Genomic DNA, 17,401 nt, shown 5'->3' with positions numbered 1-17,401 from the left:
GTCGGCCAAGGTGCTCGGTGGCAAGAATAGGGGGGTTGCTGGCCAATGGGAAATTTCTTTGCATGATGGTGGGGATAGACGGGGTTAATGCTAAACCCCGAGTACCACCGGACACCTGTAGGAGCGAGCAGAGCTCGCGATGCGCCGCGCAAGCGGCGCCCAACACACCCTCACCCCGCCTGCTGTTCCTCCAACGCCTGCAAGAACAGCAGCAGGGCAACCTCTTCCGGGTCCAGCCCCTTGCGCACCCGGTTTTTGGGCAGCGCAGCCAGGCGGCCGAGTGCGTAATGTTCAAGCACAGCCGGGTGAATATAACAGCGCCGGCAAACGGCCGGCGTATTGCCCAGGCGCGCGGCCACCTCGCGCACGATCGACGCCACCTGGCGCTTGGCCTCGGTTTCCGGCTCCCAGGCAAGCGGTTTGAGCAGGTCAAGGGCCAGGCTGCTGCCTGCCCAGGTGCGGTAGTCCTTGGCCGTAAAGTCGGCGCCGGTGAGCGTTTGCAGAAACTGGTTAACGTCGCTTGAGCCAATGCTGTGCCGTTGGCCCTCTTCATCGAGGTACTGGAACAACGCCTGGCCCGGCAGCTCCATGCAGCGTTTGAGCAGGCTGGCCAAACGCCGGTCGCGCAAGGTGACATCGTGTTCCACACCGCGCTTGCCGCGGAACTGAAAACGAATGGTGCTGCCTTTCACCTCCACGTGGCGGTTGCGCAGGGTGGTCAGGCCGTAGGAGCGGTTGTCGCGCATGTAGCGCTGGTTGCCGATACGGATCAAGGTGTGGTCCAAAAGGCTCACGACCAACGCCATCACCTTTTCCCGGTCCAGCCCCGGGCGGGCCAGGTGGGTTTCCAGTTGTGCCCGCAGTTTTGGCAGCACCTGGGCAAAGGCGAGCATACGCCCGTACTTGTGCTGGTCCCGGGTTTCGCGCCATTGCGCATGGTAGCGGTACTGCTTGCGGCCCCGGGCATCGCGGCCAGTGGCTTGCAGGTGGCCCTGCGGGTCGGCGCATATCCACACATCGGTATACGCGGGCGGTATGACGAGGGCCGCGATGCGCGCGAGTACCTCAGGGTCGCGCACGCGCTCGCCGTCAGCGTCCTGGTAGATGAAGCGGTCCCGCCAGCGGCGGCGGGTCAGGCCAGGCTGGCTGTCGTCTACATAATGCAGGGATGCGGGAAGCGGGCAGTCAAGCATGGGCGGCAGGCCTCGATCAGGTCACTGATCAATGGACATCAGCCGCTTGACCGTTGCTCCATTCAAATGCTCAGCCCAACAGCGCCACCGACTTGATCTGCGCGAACAGCAACTGGCCGGGGTGCAGGCCGAGCTGGTGCGCCGAGTAGCGGGTAATGCGAGCCAGCAGGGCATTGCCTCCGGCGTCCAGGCTGACCAGCACATGCGCCGGGTTGTCGGCAGGGCGGGTTTCGCACACCCGTACCGGCACGCGGTTGAGGATGCTGGACGCACTGTCGGCATCCAGCGCCAGGCTGACGTCCCGGGCCTGCACTTTCACCCTCAGGGTGCTGCCCATCACGTGTGCCGGGTGGGCGAAGCGCAGCAATGGGCCGCTGCTGCCAGGGAGGCGCAGGTCGAGCAGGTCGTACTGTGGGTCATGGCCAACCACCAGCCCTTCGAACACCACGCCTGCGTCTTCGCTCTGGGCCAGCGACAGGTCAAGGCGGGCGAGGGTTTCGCCGATGGGGCCACTGGCAACCGCCTGGCCTTGTTCCAGCAGCACCAGATGGTCTGCCAGGCGCGCCACTTCGTCCTGGGCATGGCTGACATACACCAACGGGATGTCCAGTTCGTCGTGCAGGCGCTCCAGGTATGGCAGGATTTCGCGCTTGCGTGGCCCGTCGAGCGCAGCCAGCGGCTCGTCCATCAGCAGCAGCCTTGGGCTGCTGAGCAGGGCGCGGGCGATACCTACCCGCTGCGCTTCGCCGCCGGACAGGGTCGCCGGCCGGCGCGCCAGCAGGTGGCCTATGCCCAGCAGCGCGCTGGCCTGTTCAAGGCTGACCTTGCGCTGCGCAGGTGCGACGCGACGCCAGCCAAACTCCAGGTTGCCGCGTACGCTAAGGTGTGGGAACAGGCTGGCTTCCTGGAACACATAGCCCACTGGCCGCAGGTGCGGTGCCACGAAATGGCCCCGGGCGCTGTCTTCCCAGACTTCGCCATTCACCTCCACGTATGCGCTGGCAGCGCGTTCAAGGCCAGCAAGGCAGCGCAGGCAACTGGTCTTGCCCGAGCCGGAGTGGCCGAACAACGCGCTGATACCGCGCCCGGGCAGTTGCAGGTTTACGTCCAGGGTAAAGTCGTCGCGTGCCAGTTTCAGGCGCGCCACAATCGCTTGGGTCATGTCAGCTCCAGCCAGCCTTGCCGCGTCGTCCGGCATACAGCAGGAGCAGCACCAGGAAAGAGAACACCAGCATGGCGCCAGCCAGCCAGTGGGCTTGTGCGTAGGCCATGCCTTCGACGTGATCGAAGATCTGCACCGAGACCACGCGCGTCTTGTCAGGGATGTTGCCGCCAATCATCAGCACCACGCCAAACTCCCCCACGGTATGGGCAAAGCCCAGGATGCTGGCGGTGACGAAGCCTGGGCGCGCCAGTGGCAGCACCACATGCACGAATGTGTCCCACGGGCTGGCCCGCAGTGTGGCGGCCACTTCCAGCGGGCGCTGGCCAATGGCGCCGAAGGCATTCTGCAGGGGCTGCACCACGAACGGCATGGAATAGATCACCGAGCCGATGACCAGGCCGCTGAAGCTGAACACCACGCTGCCCAGGCCCAGTGCCGCCGTGGCCTGGCCCAGCCAGCCGTGGGGGCCCAGGGCGATGAGCAGGTAGAAGCCGATGACCGTAGGGGGCAGCACCAGTGGCAACGCCACCACCGCGCCCACGGGCCCGCGCAACCATGACCGCGTGCGGGCCAGCCACCAGGCGATCGGCGTACCAACCACCAGCAGGATCAGGGTGGTCAGGCTGGCCAGTTTCAAGGTCAGCCAGATTGCACCCAGGTCACTGGCATCCAGTGGCATCAGATTTCATAACCGTAGGACTTGATCACCGCAGCGGCCTTGGGGCCCTTGAGGTAGTCGACCAGCGCCTTGGCAGCCGGGTTGTCCTTGCCCTTTTCCAGAATCACCGCGTCCTGGCGGATAGGGTCGTGCATCGACGCCGGAACGATCCAGGCCGAGCCGCTTTGTACCTTGCCGTCCTTGTAGATTTGCGACAGGGCCACGAAGCCCAGTTCGGCATTGCCGGTGGAGACAAACTGGAATGCCTGGGTGATGTTCTGACCTTCCACCAGTTTAGGCTTGGTGGCCTCGGTCAGGTTCAGCTTCGCCAGTACCTGAGTGGCGGCGAGGCCGTAGGGGGCGGTTTTCGGGTTGGCAATGGACAGGTGCTTGAACTGGTTTTTTTGTAGCACCTCGCCTTTTGCGTCGACGTACCCAGGTTGCGCAGACCACAGGGCCAGGGTGCCGATCGCATAGGTGAAGCGCGACCCTGGCACGATGGCTTTTTCTTCTTCGAGCTTGGCCGGGGTGCTGTCGTCAGCCGACAGGAAGACTTCGAACGGCGCGCCGTTCTTGATTTGTGCGTAGAACTGCCCGGTGGCGCCGTAGGCGGCTACCAGCTTGTGGCCGGTGTCTTTTTCGAAGTCCTGGGCAATGGCCTGAATGGGGGCGGTGAAGTTGGCTGCAACTGCAACCTGGACTTCGTCTGCCCAGGCAGCATTGAGGGCGAACAGGCCGGCCAGTGCAGTGACCAGGTGAGACGGGCGAATACGCATCGATACAGCTCCTTGGGGTTATCGTTATAACCTCAACTATATAGCGATAGGCCATGAAGCGGGAAGAGGGTAGATAAAGCGCTGTTTAAACGCCCACCACCGCCAAGGCGCGTGCGGCGATTTCACGCGTCAGCACAGCGGCCGCTTCGTGCCGGCCCAGCCGCAATGCCTGGCCGGCCCAGAGGTTGCTGAAAGCGCTGTCGCCCTGCGGGTCGGTGATTGCCCGCAAGGGCATCAATGCGCCGCCGGCCAACGGGAAGCGGGGCGCCAATGCGCTCATGGGCCCCAGCTCGCGCATGATGCGGTTGTTGATGCCGCGCGCCGGGCGGCCCGTGAACAGGTTGGTCATTGCCGTATCGCTGGCCGGGGCGGTGTCCAGCGCCTGGCGATGCGCTGGCGACACCTTGGCTTCGGGGCTGAACAGGTAGGCAGTGCCGATTTGTACCGCACACGCACCCAGCGCCAGCGCCGCCACCAGGCCGCGGTGGTCGGCAATGCCGCCTGCGGCGATCACCGGCAGGCCGACCGCATCCACCACCTGCGGCACCAGCGCGAAGGTACCGATCTGGGTGGTGATGTCCTCGCTGAGGAACATGCCCCGGTGGCCACCCGCTTCGGCGCCCATGGCAATGATGGCATCGCAACCGTGGCCCTGCAGCCACACGGCCTCTTCAACGGTGGTTGCGCTGGACAGCACCTTGGCACCCGTGGCCTTCACCCTCTGCAGGTGGGCGGCAGAGGGCAGGCCGAAGTGGAAGCTGACCACCTCTGGGCGCACCTGCTCCACCAGCTGGCAGCTCTGCTCGTCAAACGGTGCACGGTTGGACACCGGCGTTGGCGCATCGAAGTCAGCGCCCAGCTCACGGTAGTAAGGTTCGAGCGCCTGCTTCCAGCGTTGACCTGCCGCGGCATCCGGGGCGGGCGGGGTGTGGCAGAAGAAGTTGAGGTTCAACGGGCGGCCCGGGCAGGCTTGGCGAAAAGTGGACACTTCTTGCCGTACCTGCTCGCCAGTGAGCATTGCACACGGCAAAGCCCCCAGCCCGCCTGCCTCAGCCACGGCGATCGCCATGGCCGAACCTGTCGCCCCCGCCATCGGCGCCTGCAAGATGGGCACTTCGATGCCCAGCAAATCGAGGATACGGCGATCGGGCCAACGGCTCATGCAATGCTCCTTGTGGGGCGGGGGGCAGGGGGGCGGCAGCGGTTGTTAGAGGGCCTTGCTGACCTGGATGTCGCTGATCTTGTCGGCGTCCTCGCCATGGATCTTGCGCAAGGCGTCCAGGGCCTGAGCCTGCGAGTCATCCTGCATCAATGCGAAATCCCAGCGGCGCTGGCCGTCGAGTTTGTATTTGATCACGTACTTGATGGTCTGGGTCATGGTGGCCTTAGCTGAGTTTCGACGATGAACGGCGGATGATCTTGATCTTGTGGGTCAGGCTGGGCTTGCGCGTGACCGAGATCGGGCGCGTGGTCACCGTGTCGAGGGTGATGTTCCAGAAGCCGGTGCTGGGCACGGTGATCTTGGCTGGAAACTTGTCGAAATGCCCGCCGTGGTAAGTGTGACGGCCGCCGTTCTTGAAACTGCGGAAGTTGGCGTCGTTCATCAGGCGGATATTGCAGCGCTGGGAACACTCGACGACGACGATGTCGTCCTCGTTGAGGTGCTCGCGCTGGTGTACGAATTTCATGTGGGGCTCCGCAAAGTCTGGTTCTGCAAATGCGCAAGATACCACGATGTGCACGCACGCCGCCGCCCCGCGCAACGGGCGCGGATAAATCTGCCAAAGCAGGGAGCAAATGCGCCCGGGCACGGTCGAACAGGGCTGGTAATGGTTGAGGTGCAACAGATGAAGTGGATGGTGGCAGCGCTGACCCTGGCGTTGGCAGGTTGTGCCAGCGTGTCGGACATTGAACAGTCGCACGAGACGATGGACGTTATCTCGGGCAAGACACCCCGCGAATTCGCCGATTGCGTGAAGGCCGGGCTTGCGGATTCTCGCGGGCCGCTGCTGGAAGAAAAACGGGGTGATGGCCTGCGGCTGATCGTGCCGCAAAAATTCTCGCCAGGCGCTGGCCCGGCCGCGGTGCTGGATATCGGTGAGCGGGGCAGTGGCAATGGCAGCAGCGTGAAGCTGCACGAGCGCCTGAGCAACTTCCCGTTGCGCCCAGGTGACGTGCGCAAGGCAACCACCCAGTGCATTTCAGGAAGTTGATCTAGCGCAACGGGTCGCGCTCCTTTTGCTTATATGTTTTAGGTCTAAGCATATAACAATAGAAAAGGAGATTCGCGATGACACCCTTCAAACGCGCGGTGCTCGGCAGCCTGCTGGCGCTGAGTTGGCCGGCCGCCCAGGCGGCCGATGGCCAGAAGGTATTTACCCAGGGCGGTGCCGACCCCGCCGCACTGGCGTGCATCGCCTGCCATGGTGCAGACGGCGGTGGCATGGCGGCAGCCGGCTTCCCGCGCCTGGCGGGGTTGCCGGCCGCTTACCTGAGCAAGCAATTGCGCGACTGGCGCACCGGTAGCCGCCGTCAGGCGGTGATGGAGCCGGTGGCCAAGGCCTTGACCGAGGATGAAATCAAGGCAGTCAGCACCTACCTGGCCAGCCTTCCTCAAGCACCAGCCGGCCACCTGCGGCGCCAGCAAATTGCCAATGACCCAACCGAACGGCTGGCCCTGTACGGCGACTGGAGCCGCCAGATCCCGGGGTGCGTGCAATGCCACGGGCCGGGTGGCGCAGGGCTCGGCGAGCACTTCCCGCCACTGACCGGCCAGCCTGCCAGTTACCTGGTGGCGCAACTGGACGCATGGCGCGACGGCAGCCGCAGCAATGACCCCAACCAACTGATGGTAGGCGTGGCCAAGGCCATGACCGCTGACGAGATCAAGGCCGTGGCCGAGTTCTTCGCCCGTTCTGCCAGCCAGGAGGTCAACCCATGAAGCTGCTGATACCCGCCACGCTCCTGCTTGCCGCCGCCACCAGCCAGGCCAGCCCCGTCACCATGGAAGACCAGACACAGCTCAACGTGCCCGATGCCCAGCGCGCGCCGCAGTTCGTACCGCCCGCCGAGGGCGAGCTGCCCGACAATGCGTTCGGCAAGATGGTGCGCGACGGGCATGCCCTGTTCGTCGACACCCGCCGCCTGATGCCCGATGCGGTGGGTAATGGCATGAACTGCAGCAACTGCCATCTGGACCAGGGGCGCATGCCCCATTCGGCGCCGCTGTGGGGTGCCTACCCGATGTACCCGGCCTATCGCAAGAAAAACAACAAGGTGAACACCTATGCCGAGCGCATACAGGGCTGCTTCCAGTTCAGCATGAACGGCAGGCCGCCCGCGGCCGACAGCCCGCAGATGACCGCTTTGGCGGTGTACTCGTACTGGCTGTCGACCCAGGCGCCCACGGGGGTGGAACTGGCCGGGCGCGGTTACCCTGAGGTGCCACAACCCACGGGTGGCTACGACTTCGCCCGTGGCCAGCAGGTGTACCAGGCGCAGTGCGCGATTTGCCACGGTGACCAGGGCGAAGGGCAAAAAGTGGCTGGCGAGTACGTGATGCCGCCGCTGTGGGGCAAGGACTCCTACAACTGGGGCGCCGGGATGCACCGCATCAACACCGCAGCGTCGTTCATCAAGTACAACATGCCGCTGGGCAAGCCCGGCAGCCTCACCGACCAGCAGGCCTGGGACGTGGCGGCATGGATCAACCGCCATGAACGGCCCCAGGACCCGCGCCTGGTGCAAGGCTCCATCGAGAAGACCCGTGTGAAGTTCCATGCCAATGACGGGGTCAACCTGTACGGCCAGAAGGTGGACGGTGTACTGATCGGGCAGGGCACCGGAGGGTAACTGATTGAGCAACCGGCCTTGCCGCCGTTAAGGGGCGGGGCCGGTTGTTTCATCGCCAATGGGCGCTGCCGGGCACATGAAAGTTGGGGCCCCCTTTGAACTATCCCGCCCGCGTTCCCTCTATTTTCCCAATGTGTGGCCGCGGGTGGGGCATTGTAAGGTGACCGCCGCCTGATTAGACTGCGCCAATCCACAGGCCCTAGCCTTTTTAAGGACGTTTATGATCAAGAAATGCTTGTTCCCGGCAGCTGGCTACGGCACCCGCTTCCTGCCTGCTACCAAAGCCATGCCCAAGGAAATGCTGCCGGTGGTCAACAAGCCACTGATCCAGTATGGCGTCGAAGAAGCGTTGGATGCAGGGCTTAGCGAAATCTCCATCGTCACCGGCCGTGGCAAGCGCGCCCTGGAAGACCACTTCGACATCAGCTACGAGCTGGAAAACCAGATCAAGGGCACTGACAAGGAGAAGTACCTGGTAGGCATCCGTCGCCTGCTGAACGAGTGCTCGTTCTCCTACACCCGTCAGACCGAAATGAAAGGCCTGGGCCACGCCATCCTCACCGGCCGCCCGCTGATCGGTGACGAGCCGTTCGCCGTGGTACTGGCCGATGACCTGTGCGTGAACCCGGAAGGTGACGGCGTACTGACCCAGATGGTCAAGCTGTACAACCAGTTCCGCTGCTCGATCGTTGCCATCCAGGAAGTCGACCCGCAGGAAACCAACAAGTACGGTGTGATCGCCGGCGACATGATCCGTGACGATATCTTCCGCGTCACCAACATGGTCGAGAAGCCAAGCCCGGAAGACGCCCCGTCCAACCTGGCCATCATTGGCCGTTACATCCTGACCCCGGACATCTTCGACATCATTGCCAATACCGAACCTGGCAAAGGTGGCGAAATCCAGATCACTGACGCGCTGCTGCACCAGGCACGCAACGGTTGTGTGATCGCCTACAAGTTCAAGGGCCAGCGTTTCGACTGCGGCGGCGCCGAAGGCTACATCGACGCCACCAACTTCTGCTTCGAAAACTACTACAAAACCGGCAAGGCCTACTAAGCGGCAAGCTGCAAGCTGCAAGCTACAAGCCGAGCTGCTTTTTCTTGCAGCTTGAGGCTTGAAGCTTGCAGCTTTTTTTTGGGGGGTAAGACGTGGCTTACGATTTTGATCTGTTCGTGATTGGTGCGGGTTCGGGTGGGGTGCGTGCCGCGCGCTTTGCCGCAGGCTTCGGCGCCAAGGTGGCCGTGGCCGAGAGCCGTTACCTGGGCGGCACCTGCGTCAACGTGGGGTGTGTGCCCAAGAAGCTGCTGGTGTACGGCGCGCACGTGGCCGATGAGCTGGAACAGGCAGCCGGTTACGGCTGGTCGCTGGAAGAAGGGCACTTCGACTGGGGCACGCTGATTGCCAACAAGAACCGCGAAATCGAACGCCTCAACGGCATCTACCGCAACCTGCTGGTCAACAGCGGCGTTACCTTGCTGCAGGGTCATGCGCGCATCACCGGCGCCCATGAACTGGAAATAGAGGGCGAGCGTTATACCGCCGAGCATATCCTCATCGCCACCGGTGGCTGGCCGCAAGTGCCGGATATCCCAGGCAAGGACCTGGCGATCACCTCAAACGAAGCCTTTTACCTCAAGGACCTGCCCCGTCGCGTGCTGGTGGTGGGCGGTGGCTACATCGCCGTTGAGTTCGCCGGTATTTTCCAGGGCCTTGGCGCCGCCACCACGCTGCTGTATCGCGGCGACCTGTTCCTGCGTGGCTTCGATGGTTCGGTACGTACCCACCTCAAGGAAGAACTGGAAAAGCGCGGCCTGGACCTGCAGTTCAATGCCGACATCCAGCGCATCGACAAACTCGAAGACGGCAGCCTGAAAGCCACGCTCAAGGATGGCCGCGAGCTGGTGGCCGACTGCGTGTTCTATGCCACCGGCCGGCGCCCCATGCTGGACAACCTGGGCCTGGAAAACACCGGCGTCGAGCTGGATGAGCGCGGCTATGTACGCGTGGACGACCAGTACCAGACCACCGCACCGTCGATCCTGGCCATTGGTGATGTGATCGGGCGCGTACAGCTCACCCCTGTGGCCCTGGCCGAGGGCATGGCCGTGGCGCGGCGCCTGTTCAAACCCGAGCAGTACCGGCCGGTGGATTACCAGAACATCCCCACTGCGGTCTTCAGCCAGCCCCCGATCGGGACGGTCGGGTTGACCGAGGAGCAGGCGCTGGAAGCCGGGCACAAGGTCAACATCTATGAAAGCCGCTTCCGCGCCATGAAGCTGACCCTCACCGATATCCAGGAAAAGACCCTGATGAAGCTGGTGGTGGATGCCCAGACCGACAAGGTGCTGGGTTGCCACATGGTAGGCCCGGACGCGGGGGAGATCATCCAGGGCCTGGGCGTGGCGTTGAAAGCCGGCGCCACCAAGCAGCAGTTCGACGAAACCATCGGTGTGCACCCAACCGCCGCCGAAGAGTTCGTCACCCTGCGCACCATCACCCGCTAACCAAAGCCCCCCACAAAACCCGTAGGAGCGAGCAAAGCTCGCGATTGGGGCCGCCCAGCGGCCCCCCCAACTTCACCAATCGATCTAACCCCCACCCCCTTCATAGCCAAAACCAATCATCAACATCATGTTTGCCAATGAGCCTTTATCGGGACCAGCGGTTAGGATTCTCTCCGTCAACTGATTCCAACCCATGAAGGAGCTACTCATGCCTATCATCAACAGCCAGGTCAAACCGTTCAACGCTACTGCCTACCACAAGGGCGAATTCGTCCAGGTCAGCGAAGCCGACCTGAAAGGCAAGTGGTCCGTGGTGTTCTTCTACCCGGCCGACTTCACCTTCGTCTGCCCGACCGAACTGGGTGACCTTGCTGACAACTACGCCGAGTTCCAGAAGCTGGGCGTGGAGATCTACGGTGTGTCCACCGACACCCACTTCACCCACAAAGCCTGGCACGACACCTCGGACACCATCGGCAAGATCCAGTACCCGCTGATCGGTGACCCGACCCACGTCATCTCCCGCAACTTCGACGTGCTGATCGAAGAAGCCGGCCTGGCAGACCGTGGTACCTTCGTGATCAACCCAGAAGGCCAGATCAAGATCGTCGAGCTGAACGACGGTGGTGTTGGCCGTGATGCCGCTGAGCTGCTGCGCAAGGTCAAGGCTGCACAATACGTAGCTGCCCACCCAGGCGAAGTGTGCCCAGCCAAGTGGAAAGAAGGCGAAGCCACCCTGGCACCGTCGCTGGACCTGGTCGGCAAGATCTAAGGCCATGTGGCAACCGCGGGCGGTGTGCAGCCGCCAGAGCTGAATGCAGCACCGCCCCGTCAAACGCCCGGGCGACCTCGCCTGGGCGTTTTTGTATCCGAGTTTTGTAAAAGGAATCGCCCGTATGTTGGACGCCACGCTTAAATCGCAACTGAAAACCTACCTGGAGCGGGTCACCCAGCCGATCGAGATTGTTGCCTCCCTCGACGACGGCGCGAAGTCCCGCGAATTGCATGACCTGCTGGTGGAAATCGCCAGCCTGTCCAACCTGATTACCTTGCGCGCCGACGGCGACGACGTGCGCCGGCCTTCGTTCTCGCTGAACCGCCCCAACGGCGAGATCAGCCTGCGCTTTGCCGGCATCCCCATGGGCCACGAATTCACCTCGCTGGTGCTGGCGTTGCTGCAAGTGGGTGGCCACCCGTCCAAGGCCAGTGCTGAGGTGATCGAACAGATCCAGGCGCTGGAAGGCGAGTTCACCTTCGAAACCTACTTCTCGCTGTCCTGCCAGAACTGCCCGGACGTGGTCCAGGCGCTGAACCTGATGGCCGTGCTCAACCCCAACGTGCGGCATGTGGCCATCGACGGTGCGCTGTTCCAGGCCGAAGTGGATGCACGCCAGATCATGGCGGTGCCCAGCGTTTACCTCAACGGTGAAGTGTTCGGCCAGGGCCGTATGGGCCTGGAGGAAATCCTCGGCAAGATCGACACCGGTGCAGGTGCCCGCCAGGCCGAGAAGATCAACGCCAAGCAAGCGTTCGATGTACTGGTGGTGGGCGGTGGCCCGGCCGGCGCCTCGGCCGCTATCTACGCCGCACGCAAAGGTATTCGTACCGGTGTGGCTGCCGAGCGTTTCGGTGGCCAAGTGCTCGACACCCTGGCGATCGAGAACTTTGTTTCGGTGCAGGAAACCGAAGGCCCGAAACTGGCCACCGCGCTGGAAGAGCACGTCAAGCAATACGACGTCGACATCATGAACCTGCAACGGGGCGAAGCGCTGATCCCCGCTACCGACGGCGGCCTGCACGAAGTGCGGCTGGCAGGGGGAGCATCGCTGAAGGCCAAGACCGTGATCCTGGCCACCGGTGCCCGCTGGCGCGAAATGAACGTGCCGGGCGAGCAGCAATACCGCGCCCGTGGCGTGGCCTACTGCCCGCACTGCGATGGCCCGCTGTTCAAGGGCAAGCGGGTGGCGGTGATTGGCGGCGGCAACTCGGGGGTGGAGGCAGCCATCGACCTGGCCGGTATCGTGGCCCAGGTAACGCTGATCGAATTCGACAGCCAACTGCGTGCCGATGCCGTGCTGCAGCGCAAACTGCACAGCCTGCCTAACGTGAAGGTGATTACCAGCGCGCTGACCACCGAGGTGCTGGGCGATGGTGAGAAAGTAACCGGCCTGCGCTACAAGGACCGCGTCACCGATGCGCAGCACGAACTGGCACTGGAAGGCATCTTCGTGCAGATCGGCCTGCTGCCCAACACCGACTGGCTCAAGGGTACCGTCGAGCTGTCGCCCCGCGGCGAGATCATCGTCGATGCCAAAGGGCAGACCAGCATCCCTGGCGTGTTTGCCGCCGGTGACGTGACCACCGTGCCGTACAAGCAGATCGTGATCGCCGTGGGCGAGGGCGCCAAGGCCTCGCTGGCCGCCTTCGACCACCTGATCCGCACCTCCGCGCCGGCTTGACTCAGGCCCGCCCCCGTAAGCGGGGGCGGGTTTGCCGGTTTGGGGCCTTGAAGCCTGAGGGTGTCTATGCTTAGCAGCAAACACCCTCAGGACACCGCACCATGACCCTGATCAGCCGCGAACCGTGGTGGCTCGTGCCGCCCAAGCCCGGGCAGCAAGAGCAGGACCTGCACTGGGGCTACCTGGAAATCTACGCCGACGGCCGCACCGTGTTCGTCGACCAGCGCCCCAGTGATCGCGAACTGGCCGAGCGCAAAAGCTGCCGCAACTTCCCCGAACCTGAACAGTGAATGGCCTAGCCTTCCAGCTCGGCCAGCCGTGCCTCCAGTGCTGCAATGCGCGCTTCCAGGGCGTCGATTCGCTCCTCCGAGGCAGTGGCGCCGCTGCTGCGCGTGCCGCCTTCCTGCTGACGTGCTGCCAGAATTGCATCGGTTTCTGCCGGGTCACCCAGCGCGTGGGTGTAGCGGTCCTCACGTTGGCCCGCCTGCCGCGGCAGGTGCAGGGCCAGGCCACGGGACACCAGGCGCTCGAGCTGGTGCTGCACCTGTTCGGTGTCGTCGAATTCATGCAGGCGGTTGCTGCGGCTCAGCAGTTCGCTCAGGGTTTGCGGCCCACGCAGGAACATCAGGCCCAACAGCACCCGTTGCGCGGGCACCAGCTCCAGCGCCTTGTCTACCCGCTGCTCCCAACGGTCCGCACGGCTGCCCATCTGCAGGCGCGCCATGTCCTGCCCCTCCAGGCTGCGCAGGGCCTGGCCGACCTGGCCTTGGGTCAGGTTCATCACCGGTTCACGGCTGGTCTTCTGGTTGCAGGCCAGCAGCAGCGCGTTGAGCGTGAGCGGGTAGCTTTCGGGGCTGGTGGCCTGTTTTTCGATCAGCGCGCCCAGCACCCGGATCTCGATGCTGTTGAAGCGGCCTTCGCCTGCGCTTTCGTGGTCGGACATGGCCGTGCCTCATCTGTAGGAAAAGGCCACTAGCGTAGGTAAAGCGCGCATGGGCCGCAAGGCGGCCCGGTGTTTCAGGCGCTGCGCCGTGCTTCGCCCTGGCACGCGGCGGCGGTGAACAGCACGTCGGTTGAGGAGTTGAGCGCGGTTTCGGCCGAATCCTGCAGCACGCCGATGATGAAGCCAACGGCCACCACCTGCATGGCGATTTCGCTGGGGATGCCGAACAGGCTGCAGGCCAGCGGGATCAGCAGCAGCGAGCCACCGGCCACGCCTGAAGCGCCACAGGCGCAGACGGCGGCCACCACGCTCAGCAGTATGGCCGTGGGCACGTCCAGGGCAATGCCCAGCGTATGCACGGCCGCCAGCGTGAGCACGGTGATGGTGATCGCGGCGCCAGCCATGTTGATGGTCGCCCCCAGCGGGATGGAAACCGAGTAGGTGTCTTCATGCAGGCCCAGCCGCTCGGCCAAGGCCAGGTTGACCGGGATGTTGGCTGCCGAACTGCGGGTGAAGAACGCCGTGATACCGCTTTCACGCAGGCACAACAGGGTGAGCGGGTACGGGTTGCTGCGGGTTTTCCAGAACACGATCAGCGGGTTCATCACCAGGGCAACAAACAGCATGCAGCCGATCAACACGGCCAGCAGGTGCAGGTAACCGAGCAGGGCGTCGAGGCCCGACTGGGCCAGGGTGGAAGTGACCAGCCCGAAAATGCCCAGTGGCGCGAAGCGGATGACCATGCGCACGATCAAGGTTACGCCGTTGGACAGGTCATCCACCACGGTGCGGGTGGTGTCGCTGGCATGGCGCAAGGCAATGCCCAGGCCGATGGCCCAGGTAAGCACGCCGATGAAGTTGGCGTTCACCAAGGCACTGACGGGGTTGTCGACGGCACTGAGCAGCAGGTTTTGCAGCACCTCGGTGATGCCGCCGGGGGCGCTCAGCGTGGCCTCGCTGGTGTTCAGCACCAGATGCGACGGGAACACCATGCTGGCCAGCACGGCCACCACGGCTGCGCCGAAGGTACTGAGCAAGTACAGCCACAAAATCGGGCGAATATGGGTTTGCTGGCCGTGCCGGTGGTTGGCGATAGAGGCCATCACCAGCACGAACACCAGCACCGGTGCCACCGCCTTGAGCGCGGTGACGAACACCTTGCCCAGAAATGCCAGGTCGCGCGCGACGTTGGGCGCCAGCAGGGCCAGCGCGATGCCGGCCAGCAGGCCGATGACGATCTGCGTCACCAGGCTGGTGCGGTTGATAAGGCGAACAAACGGCGTCATGTGCAGCAAAGTCCTGAAACGTCAAAAGGGCGGGACTTTACCACACCCTCCCACTGGCAGCGCCGTGCTGGCTACCAGTTGAACAGCTCCCGCCGCGCCCCCTCGGTAATCGCCACGATGCCCGGGTGCTTGACCTTGCGCTCCACCGAAATGGCGTAGAAGGATTCGTTCACCGCCTCGGTCTGGCCGATCAGTTGCACGCCGTACTGGCGGCACACCTCGTCGGTGATCACACTGGGTGCCACGAAGATGCCGCTGCCTGATTGGCCAAACGCCTGCATCAAGGCGCTATCGTCGAACTCGCCGACGATGCGCGGCTGGATTTGCTGTTCGCCCAACCAGCGCAGCAGGCGGCTGCGCACCACGGTTTCCTGCCCAGGTATCAGCAGCGGTGCATCCTGCAGGCAGGCAGGGAAGGGGCCGGCATGCCGCTGGGCCAGCGCCGGCGTGGCGAAGAAGCTCAGGCCGCATTCGCCCAGCTTCTGGCTATAGCCTTTGATGTCCAGGTGGTTGGGCATGGGGCTGTCGCTGATGACCAGGTCCAGGCGCTGGATAGCCAGGTCCGCCAGCAGCCGTTCCAGTTTGTCTTCACGGCAGTTGATGCGCAGCACGCCGTCCAGCTCCATGGTCGGTGCCAGCAGGCGGTAGACGATGGGTTTGGGCACCACGTCGGCCACACCTACCCGGAACAGAATCTGCTCCTGCGGCCCTGCGCGCAGCATCGCTTCCAGCTCGCTGCCCAGCTGGAACATCTGCTCTGCGTAGGCCAGGGCCTGGCGCCCGGTTTCGGTCAGCTCCAACTGCCGGCCCACGCGCTGGAACAACTCCAGGCCGTAGGCCTGCTCGAACAGGCTGATCTGGCCGCTTATGGTCTGTGGGGTGAGGTTCAACTGCTCGCTGGCGCGCACGATGCTGCCGGTCTTGGCAACCACCCAGAAGTAGTGCAGCTGGCGATAGTTGAGCATCAGCAACCTCCCGATTCGTTAAAACCGAAGTATACCCTGCAAAAATACGAATTTTACTGATGTATTGGCTTGTCTAGAATTCCGAGCTATCAGGCGCCCTGTGCGCCTTGGCGGTTATACACACGCGAGGCCCCTATGCTCTATCTGAAATCCATCGGTACACCGCTGGTCATGGCACTGGCCCTGCTGAGCCTGGCCGGTTGTGACCAGGCCGAAAAGTCTGCCCAGCAGATGCTGGACCAGGCTGCCCAATCGGCCAAGCAGGCCATCGAAGACACCAACCAGGCCGCACAGCAGGCGCTGAGCGAGGCACTGGGCACCGAAGGCCGCAAGCCCGAGGCCCCGGAGCCAAAACCCGAAACCCAGGACATTTGACCCCTAACCCCGCAGCAGGATGTGAACAATGGAATATTTGCTGGAACTTGCCGCTAGCCCCACAGCCTGGGTGGCCCTCGCCACGCTGGTGGCCATGGAAGTGGTACTGGGTATCGACAACCTGATCTTCATCTCCATCCTTACCAACAAGCTGCCCGTGGCCTACCGCTCCAAGGCGCGGCGCATTGGTATCAGCATGGCGCTGATAATGCGTTTGGCGCTGCTCAGCACTGTCGCCTGGATCGTGCAGCTCACCGACCCGGTGTTCGAGGTGTTCGGTAACGCGTTCTCGTGGAAGGATGTGATTCTGATTGCCGGTGGCCTGTTCCTGCTGTGGAAAGCCACCCGGGAGATTCACGAAAACGTCGACCCGCGCGGTGCCAAGCAGGAATCCAAGGTGGGTTCAACGGTGACCCTGGGCTTTGCGGCGGCGATCTTCCAGATCCTGCTGCTGGACATCGTGTTCTCGGTCGACAGCATCATCACTGCAGTGGGCATGACCGAACACCTGCCGATCATGATCATCGCCGTGATCACTGCGGTGATCGTGATGATGGTGGCGGCCGACCCGCTGGCCAACTTCATCAATGACAACCCCACGGTGGTGATGTTGGCCCTGGGCTTCCTGATCATGATCGGCATGACGCTGATCGCCGAAGGTTTCGGTGCCCATGTGCCGAAGGGCTATGTGTATGCCGCCATGGCGTTCTCGACGGTGATCGAGATGCTGAACATCTTTGCAAGGCGGGCGAGGATGAAGCGCGAAGCGTCCGAAGGCTGACCCGCGCAGGCAGGGCGCCCCAAACGCCGGTGTTCCGGCGCTTGGGGCCTTGGTGTTAACCAGTCAGTGAGCGCCGGCAGGGCGCCGGGCGGGTACCACAGGCCGGGGCTTGGCGGCGGCCTTGGGTTGCACGTGAGGGTGGGCGTGGCGACGGGCGATGCGCAGTACACCCCACAGCATGGCAGCTGCCACGCTCAGCCACATGCACACCAACATGATGATTGCCAGGGTCATGCTCATATCTGTGCCTCCATCTCTACGGCGAGCGCTTTGAACGCCAGCGTTTGCCTTCCAGACACTTGTTTAGTCTAGCCCGGCCTGTGTGACGTTCCATCGAATAACGCCCGATGGCTGCGTGAGATTATTTTCATGTGCCTGTCGGGCTGTACCGCCGCCGCTGTCCGACCTATGATCGCCAGCAGAGCCGGGCGCTGTCTGCC

The 17,401-nt window shown here is 63.4% G+C and carries 21 protein-coding genes; 10 read left to right on the top strand and 11 right to left on the bottom strand.

Features of this window, described 5'->3' with window-relative positions; genetic code table 11:
• Nucleotides 1–170 precede the first annotated feature (170 nt).
• From IAE38_RS02645 to IAE38_RS02615, 7 genes are all read right to left on the bottom strand, one after another.
• The gene (locus IAE38_RS02645; RefSeq protein WP_201162352.1) at nucleotides 171–1,193 is read right to left on the bottom strand and encodes a DNA topoisomerase IB; all 1,023 of its coding nucleotides are present in this window, start codon (nucleotides 1,191–1,193) and stop codon (nucleotides 171–173) included.
• Nucleotides 1,194–1,263: 70 nt separating this feature from the next.
• Nucleotides 1,264–2,355, bottom strand: coding sequence for a molybdenum ABC transporter ATP-binding protein (modC, locus tag IAE38_RS02640; RefSeq protein WP_201215653.1), 1,092 nt, complete (start codon nucleotides 2,353–2,355; stop codon nucleotides 1,264–1,266).
• Between the two features lies 1 nt (nucleotide 2,356).
• On the bottom strand, nucleotides 2,357–3,037 hold the full coding sequence (gene modB, locus IAE38_RS02635; protein WP_028633395.1) for a molybdate ABC transporter permease subunit: 681 nt from the start codon (nucleotides 3,035–3,037) through the stop codon (nucleotides 2,357–2,359).
• Complete coding sequence (modA, locus tag IAE38_RS02630) at nucleotides 3,037–3,792, bottom strand: molybdate ABC transporter substrate-binding protein (protein ID WP_060483191.1); 756 nt, start codon at nucleotides 3,790–3,792, stop codon at nucleotides 3,037–3,039. The genes modB and modA overlap by 1 nt, the downstream gene beginning before the upstream one ends.
• Nucleotides 3,793–3,877: 85 nt before the next feature.
• Nucleotides 3,878–4,954, bottom strand: a complete 1,077-nt coding sequence (locus IAE38_RS02625) for an NAD(P)H-dependent flavin oxidoreductase (protein ID WP_201215652.1) — start codon at nucleotides 4,952–4,954, stop codon at nucleotides 3,878–3,880.
• 45 nt (nucleotides 4,955–4,999) lie between these two features.
• Nucleotides 5,000–5,170: a hypothetical protein gene (locus tag IAE38_RS02620; protein WP_169338813.1), complete on the bottom strand. Its 171-nt coding sequence runs from the start codon at nucleotides 5,168–5,170 to the stop codon at nucleotides 5,000–5,002.
• A 7-nt stretch (nucleotides 5,171–5,177) separates the two neighbouring features.
• The gene (locus tag IAE38_RS02615) at nucleotides 5,178–5,480 is read right to left on the bottom strand and encodes a DUF1883 domain-containing protein (protein ID WP_028633392.1); all 303 of its coding nucleotides are present in this window, start codon (nucleotides 5,478–5,480) and stop codon (nucleotides 5,178–5,180) included.
• 159 nt (nucleotides 5,481–5,639) lie between these two features.
• On the opposite strand from IAE38_RS02615, the gene IAE38_RS02610 reads away from it, so the two are divergent.
• The 8 genes from IAE38_RS02610 to IAE38_RS02575 all read left to right on the top strand — a co-directional run bounded on the left by IAE38_RS02610 (nucleotide 5,640) and on the right by IAE38_RS02575 (nucleotide 12,901).
• On the top strand, nucleotides 5,640–6,005 hold the full coding sequence (locus tag IAE38_RS02610; RefSeq protein ID WP_028633391.1) for a hypothetical protein: 366 nt from the start codon (nucleotides 5,640–5,642) through the stop codon (nucleotides 6,003–6,005).
• A 77-nt stretch (nucleotides 6,006–6,082) separates the two neighbouring features.
• Nucleotides 6,083–6,733: a c-type cytochrome gene (locus IAE38_RS02605; RefSeq protein WP_201215650.1), complete on the top strand. Its 651-nt coding sequence runs from the start codon at nucleotides 6,083–6,085 to the stop codon at nucleotides 6,731–6,733.
• Nucleotides 6,730–7,644 carry a c-type cytochrome gene (locus IAE38_RS02600; protein ID WP_028633389.1) on the top strand — a complete coding sequence of 305 codons (915 nt, stop codon included), beginning with the start codon at nucleotides 6,730–6,732 and terminating at the stop codon, nucleotides 7,642–7,644. Before IAE38_RS02605 ends, IAE38_RS02600 begins: the two co-directional genes overlap by 4 nt.
• A 220-nt stretch (nucleotides 7,645–7,864) precedes the next feature.
• The gene (gene galU, locus IAE38_RS02595; protein ID WP_028633388.1) at nucleotides 7,865–8,704 is read left to right on the top strand and encodes a UTP--glucose-1-phosphate uridylyltransferase GalU; all 840 of its coding nucleotides are present in this window, start codon (nucleotides 7,865–7,867) and stop codon (nucleotides 8,702–8,704) included.
• Between the two features lie 92 nt (nucleotides 8,705–8,796).
• Nucleotides 8,797–10,152, top strand: a complete 1,356-nt coding sequence (gene gorA / locus IAE38_RS02590; RefSeq protein ID WP_201215648.1) for a glutathione-disulfide reductase — start codon at nucleotides 8,797–8,799, stop codon at nucleotides 10,150–10,152.
• A gap of 208 nt (nucleotides 10,153–10,360) precedes the next feature.
• Nucleotides 10,361–10,924: an alkyl hydroperoxide reductase subunit C gene (ahpC, locus tag IAE38_RS02585; RefSeq protein WP_004375926.1), complete on the top strand. Its 564-nt coding sequence runs from the start codon at nucleotides 10,361–10,363 to the stop codon at nucleotides 10,922–10,924.
• A gap of 124 nt (nucleotides 10,925–11,048) precedes the next feature.
• On the top strand, nucleotides 11,049–12,611 hold the full coding sequence (ahpF, locus tag IAE38_RS02580; protein WP_201162338.1) for an alkyl hydroperoxide reductase subunit F: 1,563 nt from the start codon (nucleotides 11,049–11,051) through the stop codon (nucleotides 12,609–12,611).
• A gap of 101 nt (nucleotides 12,612–12,712) precedes the next feature.
• Complete coding sequence (locus tag IAE38_RS02575; protein ID WP_028633385.1) at nucleotides 12,713–12,901, top strand: hypothetical protein; 189 nt, start codon at nucleotides 12,713–12,715, stop codon at nucleotides 12,899–12,901.
• Nucleotides 12,902–12,906: 5 nt separating this feature from the next.
• On the opposite strand, the gene IAE38_RS02570 is transcribed toward IAE38_RS02575, so the two are convergent.
• The 3 genes from IAE38_RS02570 to nhaR all read right to left on the bottom strand — a co-directional run bounded on the left by IAE38_RS02570 (nucleotide 12,907) and on the right by nhaR (nucleotide 15,805).
• Nucleotides 12,907–13,554: a YceH family protein gene (locus IAE38_RS02570; RefSeq protein ID WP_201215646.1), complete on the bottom strand. Its 648-nt coding sequence runs from the start codon at nucleotides 13,552–13,554 to the stop codon at nucleotides 12,907–12,909.
• A gap of 74 nt (nucleotides 13,555–13,628) precedes the next feature.
• Nucleotides 13,629–14,840: a serine/threonine transporter SstT gene (gene sstT / locus IAE38_RS02565; RefSeq protein WP_060483198.1), complete on the bottom strand. Its 1,212-nt coding sequence runs from the start codon at nucleotides 14,838–14,840 to the stop codon at nucleotides 13,629–13,631.
• Between the two features lie 71 nt (nucleotides 14,841–14,911).
• Nucleotides 14,912–15,805: a transcriptional activator NhaR gene (nhaR, locus tag IAE38_RS02560; RefSeq protein WP_028633382.1), complete on the bottom strand. Its 894-nt coding sequence runs from the start codon at nucleotides 15,803–15,805 to the stop codon at nucleotides 14,912–14,914.
• A 135-nt stretch (nucleotides 15,806–15,940) separates the two neighbouring features.
• Here nhaR and IAE38_RS02555 point away from each other — a divergent pair, with 135 nt between their 5' ends.
• Together IAE38_RS02555 and IAE38_RS02550 are read left to right on the top strand one after the other, a co-directional pair.
• Nucleotides 15,941–16,180, top strand: coding sequence for a hypothetical protein (locus IAE38_RS02555; RefSeq protein WP_201162332.1), 240 nt, complete (start codon nucleotides 15,941–15,943; stop codon nucleotides 16,178–16,180).
• A 28-nt stretch (nucleotides 16,181–16,208) separates the two neighbouring features.
• The gene (locus IAE38_RS02550; RefSeq protein ID WP_028633380.1) at nucleotides 16,209–16,961 is read left to right on the top strand and encodes a TerC family protein; all 753 of its coding nucleotides are present in this window, start codon (nucleotides 16,209–16,211) and stop codon (nucleotides 16,959–16,961) included.
• Between the two features lie 63 nt (nucleotides 16,962–17,024).
• Here the strand turns inward: IAE38_RS02550 and IAE38_RS02545 are convergent, their stop codons facing one another.
• Complete coding sequence (locus IAE38_RS02545) at nucleotides 17,025–17,201, bottom strand: hypothetical protein (protein WP_201211440.1); 177 nt, start codon at nucleotides 17,199–17,201, stop codon at nucleotides 17,025–17,027.
• Nucleotides 17,202–17,401 lie beyond the last annotated feature (200 nt).

It is taken from the genome of Pseudomonas sp. S32, from assembly GCF_016648095.1.
Taxonomy (GTDB): Bacteria; Pseudomonadota; Gammaproteobacteria; order Pseudomonadales; family Pseudomonadaceae; genus Aquipseudomonas; species Aquipseudomonas parafulva.
Note: the sequence above shows the minus strand (reverse complement) of the source record. Positions and strands in the feature narration are given on the sequence as shown.